16 protein-coding genes are annotated in these 17739 nt (G+C 75.2%); 11 read left to right on the top strand and 5 right to left on the bottom strand.

Annotated features, from left to right (window positions below; all coding sequences use genetic code 11):
* Positions 1-54: 54 nt before the first annotated feature.
* The 3 genes from OG774_RS14310 to OG774_RS14300 all read left to right on the top strand — a co-directional run bounded on the left by OG774_RS14310 (position 55) and on the right by OG774_RS14300 (position 3280).
* The gene (locus tag OG774_RS14310; RefSeq protein WP_328310494.1) at positions 55-1260 is read left to right on the top strand and encodes a PucR family transcriptional regulator; all 1206 of its coding nucleotides are present in this window, start codon (positions 55-57) and stop codon (positions 1258-1260) included.
* Positions 1261-1409: 149 nt separating this feature from the next.
* A complete protein-coding gene (locus tag OG774_RS14305) occupies positions 1410-2084 on the top strand; it encodes a GntR family transcriptional regulator (RefSeq protein ID WP_328310492.1) in 675 nt (224 codons plus the stop codon).
* 29 nt (positions 2085-2113) lie between these two features.
* Positions 2114-3280, top strand: a complete 1167-nt coding sequence (locus OG774_RS14300) for an acyl-CoA dehydrogenase family protein (protein WP_328310490.1) — start codon at positions 2114-2116, stop codon at positions 3278-3280.
* On the opposite strand, the gene OG774_RS14295 is transcribed toward OG774_RS14300, so the two are convergent.
* Complete coding sequence (locus tag OG774_RS14295) at positions 3268-4971, bottom strand: class I adenylate-forming enzyme family protein (protein ID WP_328310488.1); 1704 nt, start codon at positions 4969-4971, stop codon at positions 3268-3270. The two genes, OG774_RS14300 and OG774_RS14295, sit on opposite strands and share 13 nt — an antisense overlap.
* Positions 4972-6018, bottom strand: coding sequence for an LLM class flavin-dependent oxidoreductase (locus OG774_RS14290; RefSeq protein ID WP_328310486.1), 1047 nt, complete (start codon positions 6016-6018; stop codon positions 4972-4974).
* A gap of 144 nt (positions 6019-6162) precedes the next feature.
* Between OG774_RS14290 and OG774_RS14285 the strand changes: the two genes are divergently transcribed.
* Positions 6163-7014, top strand: a complete 852-nt coding sequence (locus OG774_RS14285) for an SDR family NAD(P)-dependent oxidoreductase (protein WP_328310484.1) — start codon at positions 6163-6165, stop codon at positions 7012-7014.
* Between the two features lie 7 nt (positions 7015-7021).
* Here OG774_RS14285 and OG774_RS14280 read toward each other — a convergent pair whose 3' ends face one another.
* The gene (locus OG774_RS14280; RefSeq protein WP_328310482.1) at positions 7022-7942 is read right to left on the bottom strand and encodes a LysR family transcriptional regulator; all 921 of its coding nucleotides are present in this window, start codon (positions 7940-7942) and stop codon (positions 7022-7024) included.
* A gap of 173 nt (positions 7943-8115) precedes the next feature.
* Between OG774_RS14280 and OG774_RS14275 the strand changes: the two genes are divergently transcribed.
* Both OG774_RS14275 and OG774_RS14270 read left to right on the top strand, forming a co-directional pair.
* Positions 8116-10101, top strand: a complete 1986-nt coding sequence (locus OG774_RS14275; protein ID WP_328310481.1) for a flavin-containing monooxygenase — start codon at positions 8116-8118, stop codon at positions 10099-10101.
* Between the two features lie 94 nt (positions 10102-10195).
* On the top strand, positions 10196-11557 hold the full coding sequence (locus OG774_RS14270; RefSeq protein WP_328310480.1) for an MFS transporter: 1362 nt from the start codon (positions 10196-10198) through the stop codon (positions 11555-11557).
* Positions 11558-11586: 29 nt separating this feature from the next.
* On the opposite strand, the gene OG774_RS14265 is transcribed toward OG774_RS14270, so the two are convergent.
* Positions 11587-12369 (bottom strand): IclR family transcriptional regulator, encoded by a 783-nt coding sequence (locus tag OG774_RS14265; protein WP_328310478.1) that lies wholly within the window; start codon positions 12367-12369, stop codon positions 11587-11589.
* A gap of 90 nt (positions 12370-12459) precedes the next feature.
* Between OG774_RS14265 and OG774_RS14260 the strand changes: the two genes are divergently transcribed.
* From OG774_RS14260 to OG774_RS14250, 3 genes are read left to right on the top strand one after another with little or no spacing between them, the layout of a single operon-like run.
* The gene (locus OG774_RS14260) at positions 12460-13701 is read left to right on the top strand and encodes an FAD-dependent oxidoreductase (protein WP_328310477.1); all 1242 of its coding nucleotides are present in this window, start codon (positions 12460-12462) and stop codon (positions 13699-13701) included.
* Between the two features lie 23 nt (positions 13702-13724).
* Complete coding sequence (locus tag OG774_RS14255) at positions 13725-14801, top strand: cupin domain-containing protein (RefSeq protein WP_328310476.1); 1077 nt, start codon at positions 13725-13727, stop codon at positions 14799-14801.
* 10 nt (positions 14802-14811) lie between these two features.
* Positions 14812-15741, top strand: coding sequence for a fumarylacetoacetate hydrolase family protein (locus OG774_RS14250; RefSeq protein WP_328310474.1), 930 nt, complete (start codon positions 14812-14814; stop codon positions 15739-15741).
* 4 nt (positions 15742-15745) lie between these two features.
* On the opposite strand, the gene OG774_RS14245 is transcribed toward OG774_RS14250, so the two are convergent.
* The gene (locus tag OG774_RS14245) at positions 15746-16156 is read right to left on the bottom strand and encodes a GlcG/HbpS family heme-binding protein (protein ID WP_328310472.1); all 411 of its coding nucleotides are present in this window, start codon (positions 16154-16156) and stop codon (positions 15746-15748) included.
* Positions 16157-16387: 231 nt separating this feature from the next.
* Between OG774_RS14245 and OG774_RS14240 the strand changes: the two genes are divergently transcribed.
* A complete protein-coding gene (locus OG774_RS14240; RefSeq protein WP_328310470.1) occupies positions 16388-16999 on the top strand; it encodes a sulfite oxidase-like oxidoreductase in 612 nt (203 codons plus the stop codon).
* Positions 16974-17732: an FAD-binding oxidoreductase gene (locus OG774_RS14235; protein WP_328310467.1), complete on the top strand. Its 759-nt coding sequence runs from the start codon at positions 16974-16976 to the stop codon at positions 17730-17732. The genes OG774_RS14240 and OG774_RS14235 overlap by 26 nt, the downstream gene beginning before the upstream one ends.
* Positions 17733-17739: the final 7 nt, after the last annotated feature.

Here is a 17739-nt window from a genome sequence, read left to right as displayed (position 1 = left end):
GGAGCACAAGGTGTGACGTGGACCGCACGGCCCGTGGCACGGCATGCTGCCGCGATGGCCGCTCCCGTCCGCCCGGACGCCGCCCGGGACACGCTCACCGTGCTGTGCCGCGCGCTGCTGGAGGACGTCGACGGGCTCGCCGACCGGCTCACCCGCCGGATCCTCGAGCGGGAGGACGTCTACGGGGCGCTCGGTGTCCCGGTGCGCGACGACCTGCGCGCGACCTGCCGGGCGAGCCTCGAGCGGCTGCTCACCCAGCTTGCCGGGGACCTGCCGCTCGACGTCGACGCCGCCGCCCTCACCGTCGACACCGGGCGTCGCCGGGCGCGCCAGGGCGTGCCGCTCGAGGTCGTGCTGCGCGCCTACCGCCAGTGCGGGCGGCTGGTGTGGGAGCGGATGCGGGCGGTGTCGCAGGAGCGGTTCGCCGGGGCGCACGACGCGGCGCTGCTGGTCGTCGCCGACGACGTGTGGCGCATCCTCGACGCGAGCTCCGATCGTCTCGTCGACGCCTACCGGCGCGAGGAGACGCGCCTGCGCGGCCTCGAGCTGGGCCGGCGCTGGGCGGTGCTCGAGGGCCTGCTCGCCGGACGGGGGCGCGAGCCCGGCGCGGCCCGGGACGCCGCCCGGGTGCTCGATGTGGGAGAGGACGCCGAGATCCTCTGCGTGGTCGCGCCCGTCGGGGAGGCCGACGACGACCCGCTGCCCGCGCCGGCCGAGGCCCTCGCCGGGGTCGCGACCTCGATCTGGCACGCCCGCGCCGCCGAGGTCGTGGGCGTGATCGTGCCGCCCGAGGACGCGGTCCCCGCGGTGCTCGCGGGGCTGCGCCGGCGCGCGCAGGGCCCGGTGGGCGTGTCCCCGGTGGTGCGCGGGCTCGGCGAGCTCGACGTCGCCCACCGGTGGGCGCGGCTCGCGGCCCGGACGCTCCCGCCCGGTACGGGCGCCGTCGCCGGACTCGACGAGCGGCTGCCCGAGGCCCTGCTGGGCGAGGCGCCGGACCTCGTGCCCCGGCTGCGCCGCGCCGCTCTCGGCGACCTGCTCGACCTGCCCGCGCCCGAGCGCGCCACGCTGCTCGCCACCCTGCGCGCGGTCCTCGACGCCGACGGCTCGCCCTCGCACGCGGCGTCCGCCCTGTACTGCCACCGCAACACGGTCATGTACCGGCTGGCGCGGATCGAGGCGCTCACCGGCCGCCGCCCCGCCGACGCCCGCGACCGCCTGCTCCTCGGCCTCGCCCTCGTCGCGGCGGACGAGCCGGGCTGAGGTGCGGGCTCGACGGGCCTCCGGCATGCAAGCCCTGCGTCCACGCTGGCACATCACTACAGCACGCCGAGAGGGCCAGGAAAGCCGCGTGGATCATGAACCGAGTCGTCCGCTCGCCGCGACAAATCCCATAGGATATGGTCGTCCTCGTGGACACCGGCCTGCTCGGCGACGCCCCGGCGCTGCCCGAGCGCGTGGAGCTGCAGCTCCGCGAGCGGATCCTCGCCGGCGACCTGCGCCCCGGCACCTTCCTGCGCCCCGATCGCCTGGCCGTCGAGCTCGGCGTCAGCCCCACGCCCGTGCGCGAGGCGCTGCAGGCCCTGCGCGCCGACGACATGGTGCGCGCCCTGCCCCGGCGGGGGTTCGTGGTCGCGCCGCTGGACCGCGGCGACGTCGTCGACCTGTTCGACGTCCAGGCCCGCATCACCGGCGAGCTCGCGGCCCGTGCCGCCGGCGCACTCGACGCCGAGGGCCTCGCGGGGCTGCGGGCGCGCGCCGCGGAGGTCGACGCGCTCATCGAGGCCGGCGACGCCGGCGACCTCGCCCAGGCCGAGCGCCGCTTCCACGCCGCGCTCAACCGCGCCTCGGGCGCCCGCAAGCTCGCCTGGCTCGTCGGGCGCGCCGCGCACTACCTGCCCCCGCGCTTCTACACCGACCGTCGCGCCTGGCGCACCGCCACCGTGGCGGCGCACCGCACCCTGCTCGACGCGCTCGCCGCGGGCGACCCCGACACCGCCCGCGCGGCGATGGAGGGCCACGTCCTCGACGGCCGCGACCTGCTCGTCGCCCACCTGGAGGCCGTCGGCTTCTGGGACGAGCACTGACACCGGACCGAGACCACAGGAGGCCGACGATGCCCGTCACCCTGACCGAGGAACAGCAGGACTTCGCGAACGCGATCGGCGAGTTCGCCCGCCGCGAGGTGCCCGACAAGGCACGTCGCGACGAACTGACCGCCGAGGGCCCGCACTCGATGGAGGTCTATCGCAAGATGGCCGACCAGGGCTGGCTCGGCATCGCGCTGCCCGAGGCGTACGGCGGCTCCGGCGGGTCGATGACCGACCTGCTCGTCTTCCTCGAGGAGACCTCGTACCACCAGATCCCCATCGGCGGCTTCGGCACGACGATCATCACCGCGGCGGCGCTCGAGCGCAGCGGCTCGGAGGAGCAGAAGCAGCAGCTGCTCGGCGACGTGATCAACGGGGAGCTGCTGGCGATCTCGATGTCCGAGCCGGGCGCCGGGTCCGACGTCGGCGGCCTGACCTGCAAGGCCGAGAAGACCGAGAACGGCTGGGTGGTCAACGGCCAGAAGACGTGGTGCTCCAACGCCCACATCTCGAAGCACGTCCTGCTGGTGGCGCGCACCTCTCCTTGGGCGAGCGGAGCGACGGGAGAGGGCGGTGTGGGCGGCAAGCACGACGGCCTGACGATGTTCATGGTGCCGACCGACGCCGACGGGCTCGAGATGCACGGCATCGAGACGATGGGCGGCAAGGAGGTCAACGACCTCTACTTCACCGACTGCCACCTGCCCGCCGACGCCGTCGTGGGCACCGAGGGGCAGGGCTGGCGCCAGCTCATGGCCGGGCTCAACCTCGAGCGCATGATCCTCGCCGGGCTGATGCTCGGGCTCGCGCGCCGCGCGTTCGACGACACCGTCGCCTACGTCAAGGAGCGCCACCAGTTCGGCCGGCCGGTCGGCAGCTTCCAGGCCATGCGCCACCGCATCGCCGACAACGCCACCGAGCTCGCGGCCACGAAGCTGCTGGTCCACGACACCGCACGCACCATCGACGCGAACCCGGGCGCGCTGTTCCCGCGCGAGGCGTCGATGGCCAAGCTCAAGGCCACCGAGCTGGCCAAGCACCTCTCGCTCGAGGGGATGCAGATGCTCGGCGGCTACGGCTACGCCACCGAGTACGGCATGGAGCGCCTGCTGCGCCAGAGCGTCGTCTCGACCGTGTACGGCGGCACCAGCGAGATCCAGCGCGACATCATCGGCAAGTCCTACGGGCTCTGAGGGGGCTCCGCCAGCTCGCCGCGCAAGGTGTCCTTGAGGACCTTGCCGGTGGCCGTGCGGGGTAGCGGCTCCCCGCGCCAGATCACCGTGCCGGGCACCGCGAACGAGGGCAGCGTCCGGCCCAGGGCCTCCTGCAGCGCGCCGGTGTCGGGCGCGCTGCCGGGTGCGGCGACGAGCACGGCGGCCACGTCCTCGCCGAGGCGCGGGTGTGGGATCCCGACGACGGCGGCCTCGTGCACGCCCGGCTGGGCGAGCAGCGCGGCCTCGACCTCGCCGCAGTAGACGTTCTCCCCGCCGCGCACGATGACGTCCTTCGCACGGTCGACGACGAACACCCATCCCTCGCGCCGTAGCCCGAGGTCACCGGAGGACAGCCACCCGTCGCGCAGCACGGCCGCGGTGGCCTCGGCGTCGCGCCAGTAGCCGCGCATGATCTGGGGCCCGCGGAAGCGCAGCTCGCCCACCACGCCGTCGGGCACCTCGGTGTCCGTGGCCGGGTCGACGACCCGCAGCTCGGCACCGGGCACCGGGCGGCCGACGCTGTCGGGGTGCGCGGCGTAGTCGGCGCCGGTGTTGGCGCAGACCGCCGACGTGGTCTCCGTCGCGCCGTACCCGTTGGCCGCCGACGCCCGGCCCGCGAGCTCCGTGGCCACCCGCGCCACCAGGGGCGGGGGGATCGGGGCGCCGCCCATCGCGATGCGGGTGAGCGAGGCGGTCTCGCGCGGGTGGTCGACGGCCAGCTCGACGACGTCGCGCAGCACCGCGGGCACGCCGGACGCGGTGGTCAGCTGCTCGGAGGCGATGAGGCGCAGCGCCTCGCCGGGGTCCCAGTGGTGCAGCAGGGCGAGCGTCGCGCCGGACAGCACGGCGCCGTAGAGGCCGTTGAGCCCGGCGATGTGGAACATCGGGTAGGCCAGCAGCGTGCCGGGACGCGCCGGCGCGCTCACCGCGTCGCCCCGCCGCGCGGCGGCCAGCGCGACGGCACGGCCGAGGCACGCGACGTTCAGCGCGTTCGTCACGTGGTTGCGGTGGCTGCTGACGACGCCCTTGGGCCGGCCCGTGGTGCCGGACGTGTAGATGAGCGTCGCGGTGTCGTCCGGCGCGACGTCCACCGCGAGCGGCGCCTGGTCGGACGGCCGGACGACGTCCTCCCACGCCACCACGCCCGCCGGGGCCGGGCCCTCGCCCCGTACCCGCACGATCGGCGGGAGGTCCGCGTGATCCGCGAGCGCGGTGACCCGCTCCGGGTCGGCGACCAGCACCCGCGCGCCGGCGTGCTCGAGTGCGCCGGCGAGCTGGTCACCGGTCCACCACGCGTTGAGCGGCACGGCGACGAGGCCGGCCACCATCGCCGCCCAGAACGCCACCGTCCACTCGGGCACGTTGCGCATCGCGATCGCCACCCGGTCGCCCGGGCGCAGCCCCTGCTCGTCCACCAGCCACGCGGCGAGCCCCGCCACCGAGCGCCGGTGCTCGCCGTACGTCCGGCGTTCGTCGCCGTAGACGGTGAACACGCGGTCGTCCGGGGCGGGCGACGTCAGGTAGAGCTCCCGCAGCGTGTGCGGACCCCGCCGGTGGACGCGCATGGGGACGCCGTCGACCGTCGCCGGGACCATCGCGAACTCGCCGCCCGGCGCGGTCAGCTCCGCGAGCACCGGGCCCAGGCCGACGCGCTCCGCGTGGTCGGTCATCTACGCGGCGGCCTTCCACCCCAGCGCCGGCCCGAGCGTGGTGGCCATGTCGGTGAGGATCTGGACGTAGTCCTCGTGCTCGAACGTGAAGGGCAGGGCGAAGACGACCTCGCGCACCTCGCGGAACGCCGGGTCGGCGTACAGCTTCTCGGCGATCTCCCCGGACGTACCGAGGACGTCGGGTGCGGCGAGCAGCCCCGGCCCGGGCGGGCCCAGCGGCGCAGCGGTGCGCGGGGTGCGCTTCTCGACGAAGGCCTCGTACTTCGCGCGCTGCTCCGCGGTGGCCGAGTCGGTGGGGATGACGACCAGGCCCTGCGACACCCGCGCGGACTCACCGGCGGGGTGGTGGGCCTTGAACAGCGCGATCTGGCGCTGCTGGATCGCTGCGAAGTCCCACTTCCCGTCGGTCTCGAGGTCGCTGTCCTCGGGCTTGATGATGTTGCTGGTGAGCAGGTTGAGGCCCTGCTCGGCGGCCCACCGCGTCGAGCGCCTGCTGCCCGCGCCGTACCAGATGCGGTCGGCGAGGCCGGGGGAGTGCGGCTCGACCCGCGCCGAGAACTCCTCGAAGCCCTGGGTGCCCGAGAACGTGCTCACCGGCTCGCCGCGCACCATCCGCAGCAGCCGCGCCACGCGCTCGTAGGAGAGGTCCTCGACGTCCGCGGTGTCGGGGTAGAGCGCGCCCTTGACGTCGTCCCAGTGGATCGGCGGGCCGACGCTGAAGCCGGGCTCCAGGCGCCCGCCGGACAGGATGTCGACGGTCGCGAGGTCCTCGGCCATCCGCAGCGGGTTCTCCCAGCCCAGCGGCGTGACGGCGGTGCCCATCGCGATGCGCGACGTGCGCTGCGACGCGGCGGCCATGATCGCGATCGGCGAGGAGATGCCGGTCTGGAAGTGGCGGTGGCGCAGGTAGGCGCTGTCGAACCCGAGCTGGTCGCCGAGCTCGATGACCTCGAGCGTGCTCTCCATGCCGGGGCCGGGGTCGTCCCCGTCGAACAGGCCGAGGGTGAGGAAGCCCAGCTTCTCGAGCGGGACGTCGGGTGTGGGCATGGCGGTTCCTCCCGGGACGCGGCACCCGGATCAACGCCCCGGGGCCCGGGATGTTCCCGGGTCATGCCGATCGGTGCGGCCGTGATGCCGGGGTGCCATCGGCCGGAGCGCCGCCGCGACGCGGTGCCGGGCGAGCATCGGCGCATGGAGCTGCAGACGGGCGACGTCGCGATCGTGACGGGCGCCGCGAGCGGGATCGGCCGGGCCCTCGCCGAGGCCCTCGGGCGGTGCGGCGTGCACGTGGTCCTCACCGACCGGGACGCCCCGGCGCTGGACGCGGCCCGCGACGCGGTGCTCGCGGCGGGGGGCTCCGCGAGCGTTGCGGCGCTCGACGTCACCGACGCCGGGGCCGTCGCCCGCGTCGTGGCCGACACCGAGGAGCGCCACGGCCGCGTGGATCTCGTGGCCGCCAACGCCGGCGTGCCCGGGCACCCGGCGCGGCTGTGGGAGACCCCGCTCGAGGACTGGCGCTGGGTGGTCGACGTCAACCTGTGGGGCGTGGTGCACCTGCTGCACGCGGCGGTGCCGGGGATGGTCGCCCGCGACCGGGGCCACGTGCTGGTCACCGGGTCGATCGCGTCCTGGTCGGCGGGCGCCGCGATGGCGCCCTACGCCGCGACGAAGCACGCGCTGCTGGGGCTGGCGGAGTCGCTGCACCGGGACCTCGCGGGATCGGGGAGCGCGGTCGGGGTGACCGTCCTGTGCCCCGGCGCCGTGGCGACTGCGTTCAACGCGCGCAACCACTGGCCCGACCGACTCGGCCCGCGCCCGCCGGCCCGCGACGACGCCGTCGCCGCAGCGACCTCCGACATGCTCGCCCGCGGCATCACCGGCGGCGCGGACCCGTCGGTGGCCGCCGACGCCGCCCTCGCCGCGGTGCGTGACGGGCTGTTCGTGGCGTCCAGCGACCCGGCGTGGATCGCGCACGCCGCCCGGACGCGCGTCGCCGTCGCCGAGGGCGCCGAGCCGCCGCTGCGCCGCCACGTCCCGCAGTGAGCGACCGTCACGCGGCCGGCTGCGGGTCGCTCTCCGCGGTCGGGCACAGCGCGAGGAAGTTCGCCAGCACGGTGTCGGCCGTGTCGGCGGAGTCGCGCCACGCGACCCCGACCGTGAGGCGCGCGGAGGGCTCCGCCAGCGGCCGGTAGGCGACGTCGGGGTGGGCGGCCCGCCGCGCGGACTGCGGGACCAGCGCCACCCCCAGCCCGCAGGCGACGAGGCCCACGGCCACGTGGGTGCGGTCGACCTCGTGGGCGACGCGCGGGCGGAAGCCGTGGGCGGCGCAGAGCGCGAGGTAGGAGTCGTGGAGCTCGGGCTCCTGGGCGCGGCCGATGAGGACGAGGTCCTCGTCGGCGAGGTCCGCGACGCCCAGCGGTCCGCCCGTATCGAGGTCGCCCCCGGCGGGCACGGCCACGACGAGCGGCTCGCTGCGCACCGGGCGCACCCGCAGGTCCGGTTCCGGGGGCAGCGGGGTCCGGACGAACGCGACCTGCACGCGGCCGCCGAGCACGCCGTCGACGGCCTCGCGGTTGTGCATCTCCTGCAGCACGAGCCGCACGTCGGGGTAGCGGGCGCGGAACGGGCGCAGCAGCGCGGGCAGCAGGTCGTAGAGCACCGGGGCGATGAACCCGACGCGCAGCGTGCCGGTGGTGCCGCGGCCCGCGGCCTGGGCGCGCTCGACCGCGGCGTCGGCCTGCCCGAGCACGCGGCGCGCGTCGTCGAGCAGGGCCCGGCCGGCGGTGGTCAGGGCGACCCCGTGGCGGTCGCGCCGGAGCAGCACGACGTCGAGCTCGCGCTCCAGGGCGGCGATCTGCTTGCTCAGCGCCGGCTGCACCACGAACAGGCGCGCGGCGGCACGCCCGAAGTGCAGCTCCTCGGCCACCACGACGAAGGAGCGCAGGTGACGCAGCTCCACGGGCACCTCCATGGTGGGGACCGCGCCGCGATCCCAGCACGGGCGGCGCGGCCGCGCCACGGGTGACCACGGTCATTCCCGCGCGGAATCACCGTCGTCCTCTTCGCCATTTCCCCACGCCGGGCGCCCGGCCGCACTGTGGGGACGCCGCCGGACCGGCGGCGTGTCCAGCGGAAAGGCAGCGCATGGCGACCCCGACGGCGACCACGACCGACCCGGACGCCGGGCTGCGCGCGCTCCTCGCCGACGACGCGGCGCTCGTCGCGGCGGTGGAGACCGCGGAGATGCCGGCACTCCTGCCCGCCCTGGCGCACCTGACCGGGGACCTCGGACTCGTCGACGACGCGCTGCGCCCCCCGCTGCGGCTGCTGCCCGACCGCGTCGAGCCGCAGGGCGGGATGTCGCCCGAGGTCCTCGCGCGGGCACGGACGCTGGCGCTGGCGGCGCTGCGGGCGTTCCGGGACGCCGGTGCGGTGCCCGCGCCCGAGCCCGACACCGCGACCCTGCGCCGCCTCATGCGCTTCGTCGCGGGCGACGTCGGCGACGAGTACCTGCCGCTGATGGCCCACGAGCTCGGCCTGCCCGAGGACGTCGGCGCCCCCGGGTGGACCGTCGACGAGGTCGCCCCGGGCCGCACCCTGGACGTCGTCGTCATCGGCGCGGGGATGTCGGGGCTGGCGACGGCCCACCGCCTCACCCAGGCCGGGATCGGGGTGACCGTCCTCGAGCGCAACGACGACGTCGGCGGCGTGTGGCTGGAGAACGGCTACCCCGGCGCGCGCCTGGACACCGCCAACTTCGCCTACAGTCTCTCGTTCGCCCAGCGCCCCGACTGGCCCGACCAGTTCTCGGTCCGCGACGAGATCCACACGTACTTCCGCGACATCGCCGACGGGTTCGACCTGCGTCGGTGCGTCCGCTTCGGCCACGAGGTCACCGCGGCGGTGTACGACGAGGGCACCGGGCGGTGGACGGTCACCGCCCGCGGCCCCGGGGACAGCACCCTCGTCCTCGAGGCCGACGCCGTCATCAGCGCGACCGGGCAGCTCAACCGCCCGAAGCTCCCCGAGGTCCCGGGCCGCGACACGTTCGCCGGGCCCGCGTTCCACACCGCGCGCTGGCGCCACGACGTCGACCTCACGGGGAAGCGGGTCGCGGTCGTGGGCACCGGGGCGAGCGCCTACCAGGTGGTGCCGTCGATCGTGGACCGCGTCGCGTCCCTGACGGTCTTCCAGCGCACGCCGCCGTGGATGGCTCCGACCCCGACCTACCACGAGGCCATCCCCGCCCCGGCCCGCGCGCTGGCGACGGCGCTACCGCACTACCCGCGCTGGCTGCGGTTCCTGCAGTTCTGGACAGCGGTCGACGGGCGCCGCCCGTTCATGGAGGTCGACCCGGACTGGGAGCACCCGGTGTCGGTGTCGGAGCGCAACGAGGCGCTGCGCCAGGCGCTCGTGGCCAACCTGGAGGCCCGCTTCGGCGACCGCCCCGACCTGCTGGCCAAGGTCGTGCCCGACTACCCGCCCGGCGCCAAGCGGATGATGCGCGACAACGGGGTGTGGGCCGCGGCGCTGCACCGCGAGCACGTCGCGCTGGTCACCGAGGGCCTCACCGAGATCACCCCCACCGGTATCCGGACGGCCGACGGCGCCGAGCACGAGGTCGACGTCATCGTCTACGCCACCGGGTTCCACGCCTCGGACTTCCTCGCGCCGATCACCGTGCGGGGCCGCGGGGGCCGCGACCTGCACGCGCAGTGGGCCGGCGACGCGCGCGCCCACCTGGGCGTGCACGTGCCGGGGTTCCCCAACCTGTTCTGCGTCTTCGGGCCGAACACCGGCCTGGTGATCAACGGGAGCATCCTGCTGTTCTCCGAGATCGCGGTGCACCACGTCCTCGGCCTCCTGCGCGCGCTCCTGGAGCGCGACGCGGCGGCCGTCGAGGTCCGGCGCGAGGCCCACGACGCCTACAACGCCCGCGTCGACGCCGGCAGCGCGCGCATGGCGTGGGGCGCCTCGAGCGTCAACAGCTGGTACCGCAACGCGACCGGACGGGTGTCCCAGGTCTGGCCGTTCACGCTCATCGACTACTGGCGGATGGTCCGCGAGCCCGACCTCGCCGAGTACGTGTTCCACGCCCGCCGTTCTGGTCAGCAGAACGGTCACGCGTGACGCGTCGCACCCTGCGCGCCCGCCCCTAGCGTCCCCGCCACCCCCGTTCCGCCGCCCCCGTTCCACCAATCCCGTTCCACCACAGGGAGTCCTCGTGCCGACAGCCCCGTCCCGCGACGACGCGGGCGACATCACGCCCGCCCACGCCCGCCGCGTCGCCCGCGCGACGTTCGTCGGCACCGCGATCGAGTGGTACGACTTCAACATCTACGGCGCGGCCGCCGCGCTGATCTTCGCCCCGCAGTTCTTCCCGACGTTCTCGCCGGCCGCCGCCACGCTCGCCGCCTTCGGCACCTTCGCCGTCGGGTTCATCGCCCGGCCGATCGGCGGGATCGTCTTCGGTCACTTCGGCGACCGGCTCGGCCGCAAGCAGACGCTCGTCGCCGCGCTGCTGCTCATGGGCGTCGGCACCTTCCTCATCGCGGTGCTGCCCAACTACGCCGCGATCGGCGTGGCCGCCCCGATCCTGCTCGTGCTGCTGCGCTTCGTACAGGGCCTCGGGGTCGGCGGGGAGTGGGGCGGCGCGGTCCTCATGGCGATGGAGCACGCCCCGCCGGGACGCCGCGGCTGGTTCTCGTCGTTCCCGCAGATGGGCCTGCCCGCCGGGTCGCTCTCGGCGCTCGTGGTCTTCCTCGTGACGACGCTGGCGTTCGGCCGCGAGGGCTTCGCCGCCTGGGGCTGGCGCATCCCGTTCCTGCTCAGCGCCCTGCTCGTCGTCGTCGCCCTGGTGATCCGCCTGCGCCTCACCGAGAGCCCCGAGTTCCGCGCGACCCAGCGGACGCAGGGGGTGCGCCGCCTGCCCGTGCTCGAGGTGCTGCGCACCAGCCCCGGCAACGTCGTGCTCGGCATGGGCATCACGCTCGCGCCGTCGTCGTTCGGCTACCTGCTCTCGGTGTACCTGCTCTCCTACGGCACCGGCACCGTGCGCATCCCCCAGCAGACGATGCTGCTGACCATCATCGGCGGCTCGGCCCTCTACCTCGTGGTCACGATCATCGCGGGGGCGCTGTGCGACCGGGTCGGCCCCGTCCGCATCTTCCTGCTCGCCTCGGGCCTCGGGATCGTCGTGCCGTTCGCGGTGTTCGGGCTGATCGACACCGGCGCCACGCCGGCCGTGGCCGTCGCCATGCTGCTCATGGGCCTGGTGCTCGGGATGCTCGCCGCGGTCCAGGCGATCATCGTGTCCGGGGCGTTCCCCACCGCGGTGCGCTACTCCGGGGCGTCGCTGGCCTACCAGTTCGGCGCGGTGCTCGGCGGCGGCGTCACGCCGCTGATCGCGGCGACGATCCTCGCCGCCACCGGCACCTCGCAGGCCATCGCCGCCTACATCGGCGTGCTGTCGCTGATCTCCGGCGTGGCCGTCTGGCGGCTCGCCGCTCGCTCCACCGGCGAGTCGGGCGCCGGCCGTCCCGCAGCGACCACACGCCCGGCCGAGGACGACGCGGTCAGCGCCTGAGGGCCCTCGGCCGACCCCTCGGCCGACCCTCAGCCAAGCTCGGTGCCGATGGTGTCGGCGGTGGCCCGGAGGGCCTCGAGGGCCACCGCCAGCCCGGTGTCGTCCAGTCGCTGGGTGGGTGCCGAGACCGCGAGGGCACCGACCGCGCGGGGGCCCGACCGGACCACGACGGCCACGGCGGACAGGCCCGGCTCGCTCTCCTCGCGGTTGACCGCGTAGCCGCGCTCCCGGATGGCCGCGAGCTCGGCCTGGAGGTCGGCGGTGTCGACGATCGTGTGCGGTGTGACCCGGCGCAGCGACGCGCCGAACAGCGCCTCCACCTCGCGTGGCGGCAGCTCGGCCAGCAGCGCCTTGCCGCCGGAGACGATGTGCGCGGGGAGCACGGCGCCGGTGCGCACCCGGGTGCCGAGGGGCCGCTCGCCGGCCACGCCGTCGAGGAACCGGCACGACGCGCCCTCGAGCACCATGAGGTTGATTGTCTCGCGCAGCCGGGCCGACAGCGCCCGGACGTGCTCGCCCGCCGCGGCGCGCAGGTCGACCTCGCCGACCGCCCCGAGCCCGAGCAGCTCCGGCCCGCCCCGGTAGCTGCGGTCGTGGGGATCGCGCACCACGAAGCCCCGGTGGGCGAGCGTCGCGAGCAGCCGGTGCGCGGTGGAGCGGGCGACGCCGAGCTCCTCGCCCACGTCGACCACGCGCACCCGCCGACGCTCGCGCAGCATCACCAGGATCTGCAGCGCCTTGTCCACCGACTCGATGGCGTAGGCCGGGAGGGGCGCGTCGCCGGCCCCCGGACCCTCGGTGTTCCGCTCCACAGAACACATCTCACCATTCGTTCCGCCGAGCGGTCACCGCTCCTAGCGTCCGGGGCACCGCACTGCTCGTCAGAGAGGACCGACCGCCTGATGTCGCTCGCCGCGTCCGCCGACCGCCCGGTCACCGTCGTCGGGGCGGGCCCGGTCGGGCTCGTCACCGCCTGGTCGCTGGCCGACGCCGGCCTGCCGGTGCGGGTCCTCGAGGCCGACACCGTCAACCGCACCGACTGGCGCGCCTCGACCTTCCACGCGGCGACGATGGAGCTGCTCGCGGGCATCGACGGCGGGCTCGTCGCCGAGGAGATGCTCGAGCGCGGCCTCCGCGTCCCGCGCTACCACTACCGCGACCGCCGCACCGGCCTCGTCGCGGCCTTCGACCTGGGCCTGCTGGCCGACGAGACGCGCTTCCCCTTCCGGCTGCAGCTCAACCAGCAGCGCCTCGTGGAGATCCTGCTGCGCCGCCTCGGCGAGCTCGGGGTCCCGCGGCACTTCGGGTCGCCGGTGGCGGGCCTGGCGCAGGACGACGCCGGGGCCACGCTCACCACGGAGGACGGCACCGAGCACCGGGCGGCGCTGGTCGTCGGGGCGGACGGCGCGGGCTCGGCGGTGCGCAAGCTGCTCGGCGCCGCGTTCGAGGGCGTCACCTACCCCCAGCGGTTCCTCATCATCTCCGTGGCCGAGGACCTGCGCGCCGAGGTGGGCGACGTCCACGCCGACCTGGCCGAGGTCAGCTACATCTCCGACCCCGAGGAGTTCGTGTTCGTCCTGCGGACCCCGGAGTCGTGGCGGGTGCTCTTCCCGATCCCGCCGCAGGAGGACTCCGCCGAGGCGCTCGCCCCGGCCGCCATGCAGCGGCGCCTGCGCGGCTTCGCCGACATCGGACGGGACTACGGCATCCTCGACCACCAGATCTACGCCGTGCACCAGCGCGTCGCCGACCGCTTCCATGAGGGCCGGGTGGTGCTCGCGGGCGACGCCGCGCACATCAACTCGCCGATGGGCGGTATGGGCCTGAACTCCGGGATCCACGACGCCGTCGACCTCTCCCGCCGCCTGGTGCGCGCCGCGGGCGCGGACGGCGACGTCGCCGCCGAGCTGGCGGCCTACGACGCCGTGCGTCGTGGCGTCGCCCTGGACTACGTCCGCGCGGACACCCACCGCAACACGCAGATGATGGCCGAGCGCGACCCGGCGGTGCGCGCCCAGAACCAGGCCGCGCTGCGCGCCACCGCCGGCGACCCCGACGCCGCCCGCGTGTGGCTGCGCCGGGCCTCGCTGCTCACCGCCGTGGCCGAGCAGGGCATCGGGCGCCCGCTCGACGTCGCGTCCTGACCCGCCGATCCCCGGGAGATCCGATGACCCGCATCCTCGAGAACGAGACCGCTGCCCTCGAACGGTTCTACGGCGACGTCGCCGCGGCCGGGCTGCAGCCGCTGTGGACCCAGACCCGCGACCTCATGACCCCGTCGCCCCGCGGCGGCACCCGGGCGCACCGGTGGCCGTGGGAGACCCTGGCGGCGCTGGCGCACCGCTCGGGCGACCTCATCCCCATCGAGCGCGGCGGCGAGCGGCGCGTGCTCGCGCTGGCCAACCCGGGGCTGGGTGGGCTGCCGTTCGCGACGTCCACCCTGTGGGCCGCGGTGCAGTTCCTCGGACCGCGGGAGACCGCGCCTGCCCACCGGCACAGCCCGGGTGCGGTGCGGTTCGTGCTGCAGGGCGAGGGCGTGTGGACCTCGGTGGACGGCGACCCGTGTCCGATGAGTCCCGGCGACCTCGTGCTCACCCCGGGCGGCACCTGGCACGAGCACCACAACCCCGGCGACGGCACCATGATCTGGTTCGACGGGCTCGACCTGCCGATGGTGGCCGCCCTCGACGCCGTGTTCTTCGAGACCGGCGACGACGCGGTCCCGAACACCGCCGCCCCCGCCCGCTCGCCGGGGGAGTCCCTGCACGGCCACCCCGGGCTGCGGCCCGACGGCGTGCCCGCCCCCGCCGGGCGCTCGCCGCTGTCGGTGTACCGGCGCGCCCACACCGACGCGGCCCTGACCGACCTCGCCGCGCACCGACCGGACGCGCCGAGCGTCGGGGTCACGTTCACCGACCCCGCGACCGGGCGGGACGTGCTGGCGACCATGCGCTGCCGCATGGAGCGCCTGCGCCCCGGCGCCCGCACCGCGACCACCCGCACCGTCGGCTCGTCGGTGCGCGTCGCGTTCTCGGGGCGCGGGACCACGACGGTGGACGGCGAGACCTTTGCCTGGGGCCCCGGCGACATGATCACCGTCCCGTCGTGGACGGCGGTGGACCACCGTGCTGATGACTCGGGGCCTGACGACGGGGAGCCCGCCGACGTCTTCGTGCTCTCCGACGCCCCCGTCCTCGAGGCGCTGCGGCTCGACCGCCACGTCGTCGTCGACCCCCAGCCCTAGGAGCTCCCGAATGCGACTCGTCTCGTTCACGACCCCCGACGGGGGCGACCGCCTCGGCCTGGTCGACGGCGACCCGGCGGACCCGGACGCCACGACCGTCACCGACCTCACCGACCTGGTCCGCGCGCACACCGACGCCGCCGGCCTCAGCCCGATGCGCGCCCTGGCCGGGGCGTGGGACGCGCTGCGCGGCTCGCTGACCCCGGACGACGGGCCGACGCTGGCCCTGCGCGACCTGGCGCTCGCGCCCGTCGTCCCGGACCCGGGCACGGTCCTCGCCGCGCCCGTGAACTACCACGACCACATGGTCGAGATGAGCCAGACCAGCCACGTCGGCGCGCTGGGCGTGTTCCTCAAGGCGCCGGCGTCGGTGCTGGCCCACGGAGGCACCGTGCAGTTGCCCTACACCGACCGGCGCTTCGACCATGAGGGCGAGCTGGCGGTGGTCATCGGGCGCGAGGCCCGCCACGTGGCGGAGGCCGACGCGCTCGACCACGTCCTGGGCTACACCGGCTGCCTCGACATCACCATGCGCGGCGGCGAGGACCGCTCGCTGCGCAAGTCGTTCGCGACCTTCACCCCGCTCGGCCCCTGGCTGGTGACCGCCGACGAGGTCGACGCGGACGACGTCGACCTCGTCTGCGCCGTCGACGGGCACGTGCGCCAGCGCGCCAGCACCCGCGACCTCATCTGGAGCGTCGCCGCCCTCGTGGCCTACGCGTCCTCGGCGTACCCCCTGCGTCCCGGCGACGTCCTCACCACCGGCACGCCCGCCGGGGTCGGCGAGGTCGTCGCGGGGCAGGAGGTGACGCTCTCGCTCTCCGGGCTGCCCGACCTGCGCGTGGCGGTCGCCGCCGACCACGCCGTCGCGTGCCCGACCAGCGGCGCGGGCCGGGGGCCGGTGCCCCCACCGACGCCCGAGCCCGCCGGGGTCCGATAGGCGCCTACAGCGCGGCGGCCGCCGCGGTGGCCACGGCCTGGTCCTGCTCGCCGGTGCCCCCGCTGACGCCCACGGCACCGACGACGGCGTCGCCGGACATCAGCGGGACGCCGCCCGCGAAGATCATGATGCGGCCGTGGTTCGAGTCCTGGATGCCGTAGAACTGGCCCCCGGGCTGGGCGTTCTCGCTGAGCCCCTGGGTGGAGACGTCGAACGCGCGGGCGCTGAACGCCTTGTTGATCGCGACGTCGACGCTGCCGATCCAGGCGCCGTCCTGGCGGATGTGCGTCACGAGGACGCCGCCCGCGTCGACCACGGCGATGTTCATCGGCTGGCCCTGGCTCGCTGCCTCCTGCTCACCGGCGGCGACGACGCGGCGGGCGTCGTCCAGGGTCACGGTCTCGATCGAGCGCATATCAGTCCTCTCGGCGGGCCGCGGACGGGCACGTCGATCGGTCGACGCCGCCTCGCGTCGGGGCCCGGACCTCATCGTGGTCCCTGCCGGCGTGACGCGTCCAGTACGGGGCGTCATCGGGGTCACGCTCGCGCTGGGCCGTTCGCGGGCACCTCCGAGGGCTCCGTACTGGCTAGTGTCGACGGAGGGCGACGCGGCCCGTCCTGGCCGGAACGCACGTGAGACGGAGTGATGAGCGTGGCGACCACCCGCGGTTTCCTGGGACGGCGCAAGGAGCGCGATCCGCGCCTGCCACCCGGGCAGTACGACGTCGGGGCAGGGTGGCCGGTGCTCACAGCCGAGGCCACGCCGCGGGTGGACGCCGAGAAGTGGAGCGTCACCGTCGACGGTCTGGTCGACACCCCGACGACCTGGTCGCTGCGCGAGCTGCGGTTGCTGCCGCCGTCGGTGTACGCCGGTGACATCCACTGCGTGACGACGTGGTCGAAGCTCGACACGAACTTCACCGGCATCTCGCTGGACACCCTGTTCGACGCGGTCGGGGTGCGCCCGGAGGCGACGTTCGTGGTGGAGACCTCGACGACCGGTTACACGACCAACCTGCCGATCGACGACGTGCGGGGCGGCAAGGCGTGGCTGGTGTGGGAGCACGAGGGCAAGCCGTTGACCCGCGAGCACGGGGGGCCGGTGCGGATGCTGGTGCCGCACCTGTACTTCTGGAAGTCCGCGAAGTGGATCTCGAAGATCACGTTGCTGGACCACGACGAGCCCGGTTTCTGGGAGGTGAACGGCTATCACGAGCGAGGCGATCCCTGGCGTGAGCAGCGCTTCGACGGGGACTGACGACCAGTTCGGCGCGCCCGAGGACCACGCGGGCGGGCCGAACGACCGGCGCGCGGCCGCGAAGTGGCGCGACGCGCGGGTCGTCGAGGTCGCCCACCCGGCCGTCGACGCCGTGGTGCTGCGCCTCGCGGTGCCCGAGCGCGTCCAGCACCACCCCGGCCAGCACTACGTGGTGCGCCTGCGCGCCCCCGACGGCTACACCGCGCAGCGGTCGTACTCGGTGGCGTCCCCGCCCGCCGACGACCTCATCGAGCTGTTCGTCGAGCGCATCGAGGACGGCGAGGTGTCGGGCTACCTCGCCGACGTCGTCGAACCCGGCGACGAGCTCGAGGTCCGCGGACCCATCGGGCGCTGGTTCGTCTGGAGCGGGCGCACCCCCGCCGTCGCCATCGGCGGCGGTAGCGGGGTGGCCCCGCTGGTCGGGATGCTGCGCCACGCCATCGGTCTCGGGCACCCGGAACGGCTGCGGCTCGCGGTCAGCGCCACCACCCGGGCGCGCCTGCCCTACGCCGACGAGCTCGAGGCCGCCGGCGCCCGGATCGCGCTCACCCGCGAACCGGGCGAGCACGCCGGGCGCCTCGACGCGGCGGCGATCGCGGAGCTGGTCGACTCGGCCGCCACGGTCTACCTCTGCGGCTCCGCGCGCTTCACCGGCGCCATGGAGACACTGCTCGTCGACGCAGGCCAGCCCGAGGGCAGCATCCGCGTGGAGCGCTTCGGCCCCACGGGATAGCTCCCCG

The sequence above is a fragment of the Actinomycetospora sp. NBC_00405 genome (assembly GCF_036044095.1).
GTDB lineage: Bacteria > Actinomycetota > Actinomycetes > Mycobacteriales > Pseudonocardiaceae > Actinomycetospora > Actinomycetospora callitridis.
The sequence above is the reverse complement of the archived record's forward strand: the minus strand, read 5'-3'. Positions and strand labels throughout refer to the sequence as shown.

Bases quoted from the DNA above. Each gene is read 5' to 3' on its own strand.
- OG774_RS14310 (WP_328310494.1), top strand. From the start codon at position 55: ATGGCCGCTCCCGTCCGCCCGGACGCCGCCCGGGACACGCTCACCGTG.
- OG774_RS14300 (WP_328310490.1), top strand. From the start codon at position 2,114: ATGCCCGTCACCCTGACCGAGGAACAGCAGGACTTCGCGAACGCGATC.
- OG774_RS14295 (WP_328310488.1), bottom strand. From the start codon at position 4,971: ATGACCGACCACGCGGAGCGCGTCGGCCTGGGCCCGGTGCTCGCGGAG.
- OG774_RS14290 (WP_328310486.1), bottom strand. From the start codon at position 6,018: ATGCCCACACCCGACGTCCCGCTCGAGAAGCTGGGCTTCCTCACCCTC.
- OG774_RS14285 (WP_328310484.1), top strand. From the start codon at position 6,163: ATGGAGCTGCAGACGGGCGACGTCGCGATCGTGACGGGCGCCGCGAGC.
- OG774_RS14280 (WP_328310482.1), bottom strand. From the start codon at position 7,942: ATGGAGGTGCCCGTGGAGCTGCGTCACCTGCGCTCCTTCGTCGTGGTG.
- OG774_RS14275 (WP_328310481.1), top strand. From the start codon at position 8,116: ATGGCGACCCCGACGGCGACCACGACCGACCCGGACGCCGGGCTGCGC.
- OG774_RS14260 (WP_328310477.1), top strand. From the start codon at position 12,460: ATGTCGCTCGCCGCGTCCGCCGACCGCCCGGTCACCGTCGTCGGGGCG.
- OG774_RS14255 (WP_328310476.1), top strand. From the start codon at position 13,725: ATGACCCGCATCCTCGAGAACGAGACCGCTGCCCTCGAACGGTTCTAC.
- OG774_RS14250 (WP_328310474.1), top strand. From the start codon at position 14,812: ATGCGACTCGTCTCGTTCACGACCCCCGACGGGGGCGACCGCCTCGGC.
- OG774_RS14245 (WP_328310472.1), bottom strand. From the start codon at position 16,156: ATGCGCTCGATCGAGACCGTGACCCTGGACGACGCCCGCCGCGTCGTC.
- OG774_RS14240 (WP_328310470.1), top strand. From the start codon at position 16,388: ATGAGCGTGGCGACCACCCGCGGTTTCCTGGGACGGCGCAAGGAGCGC.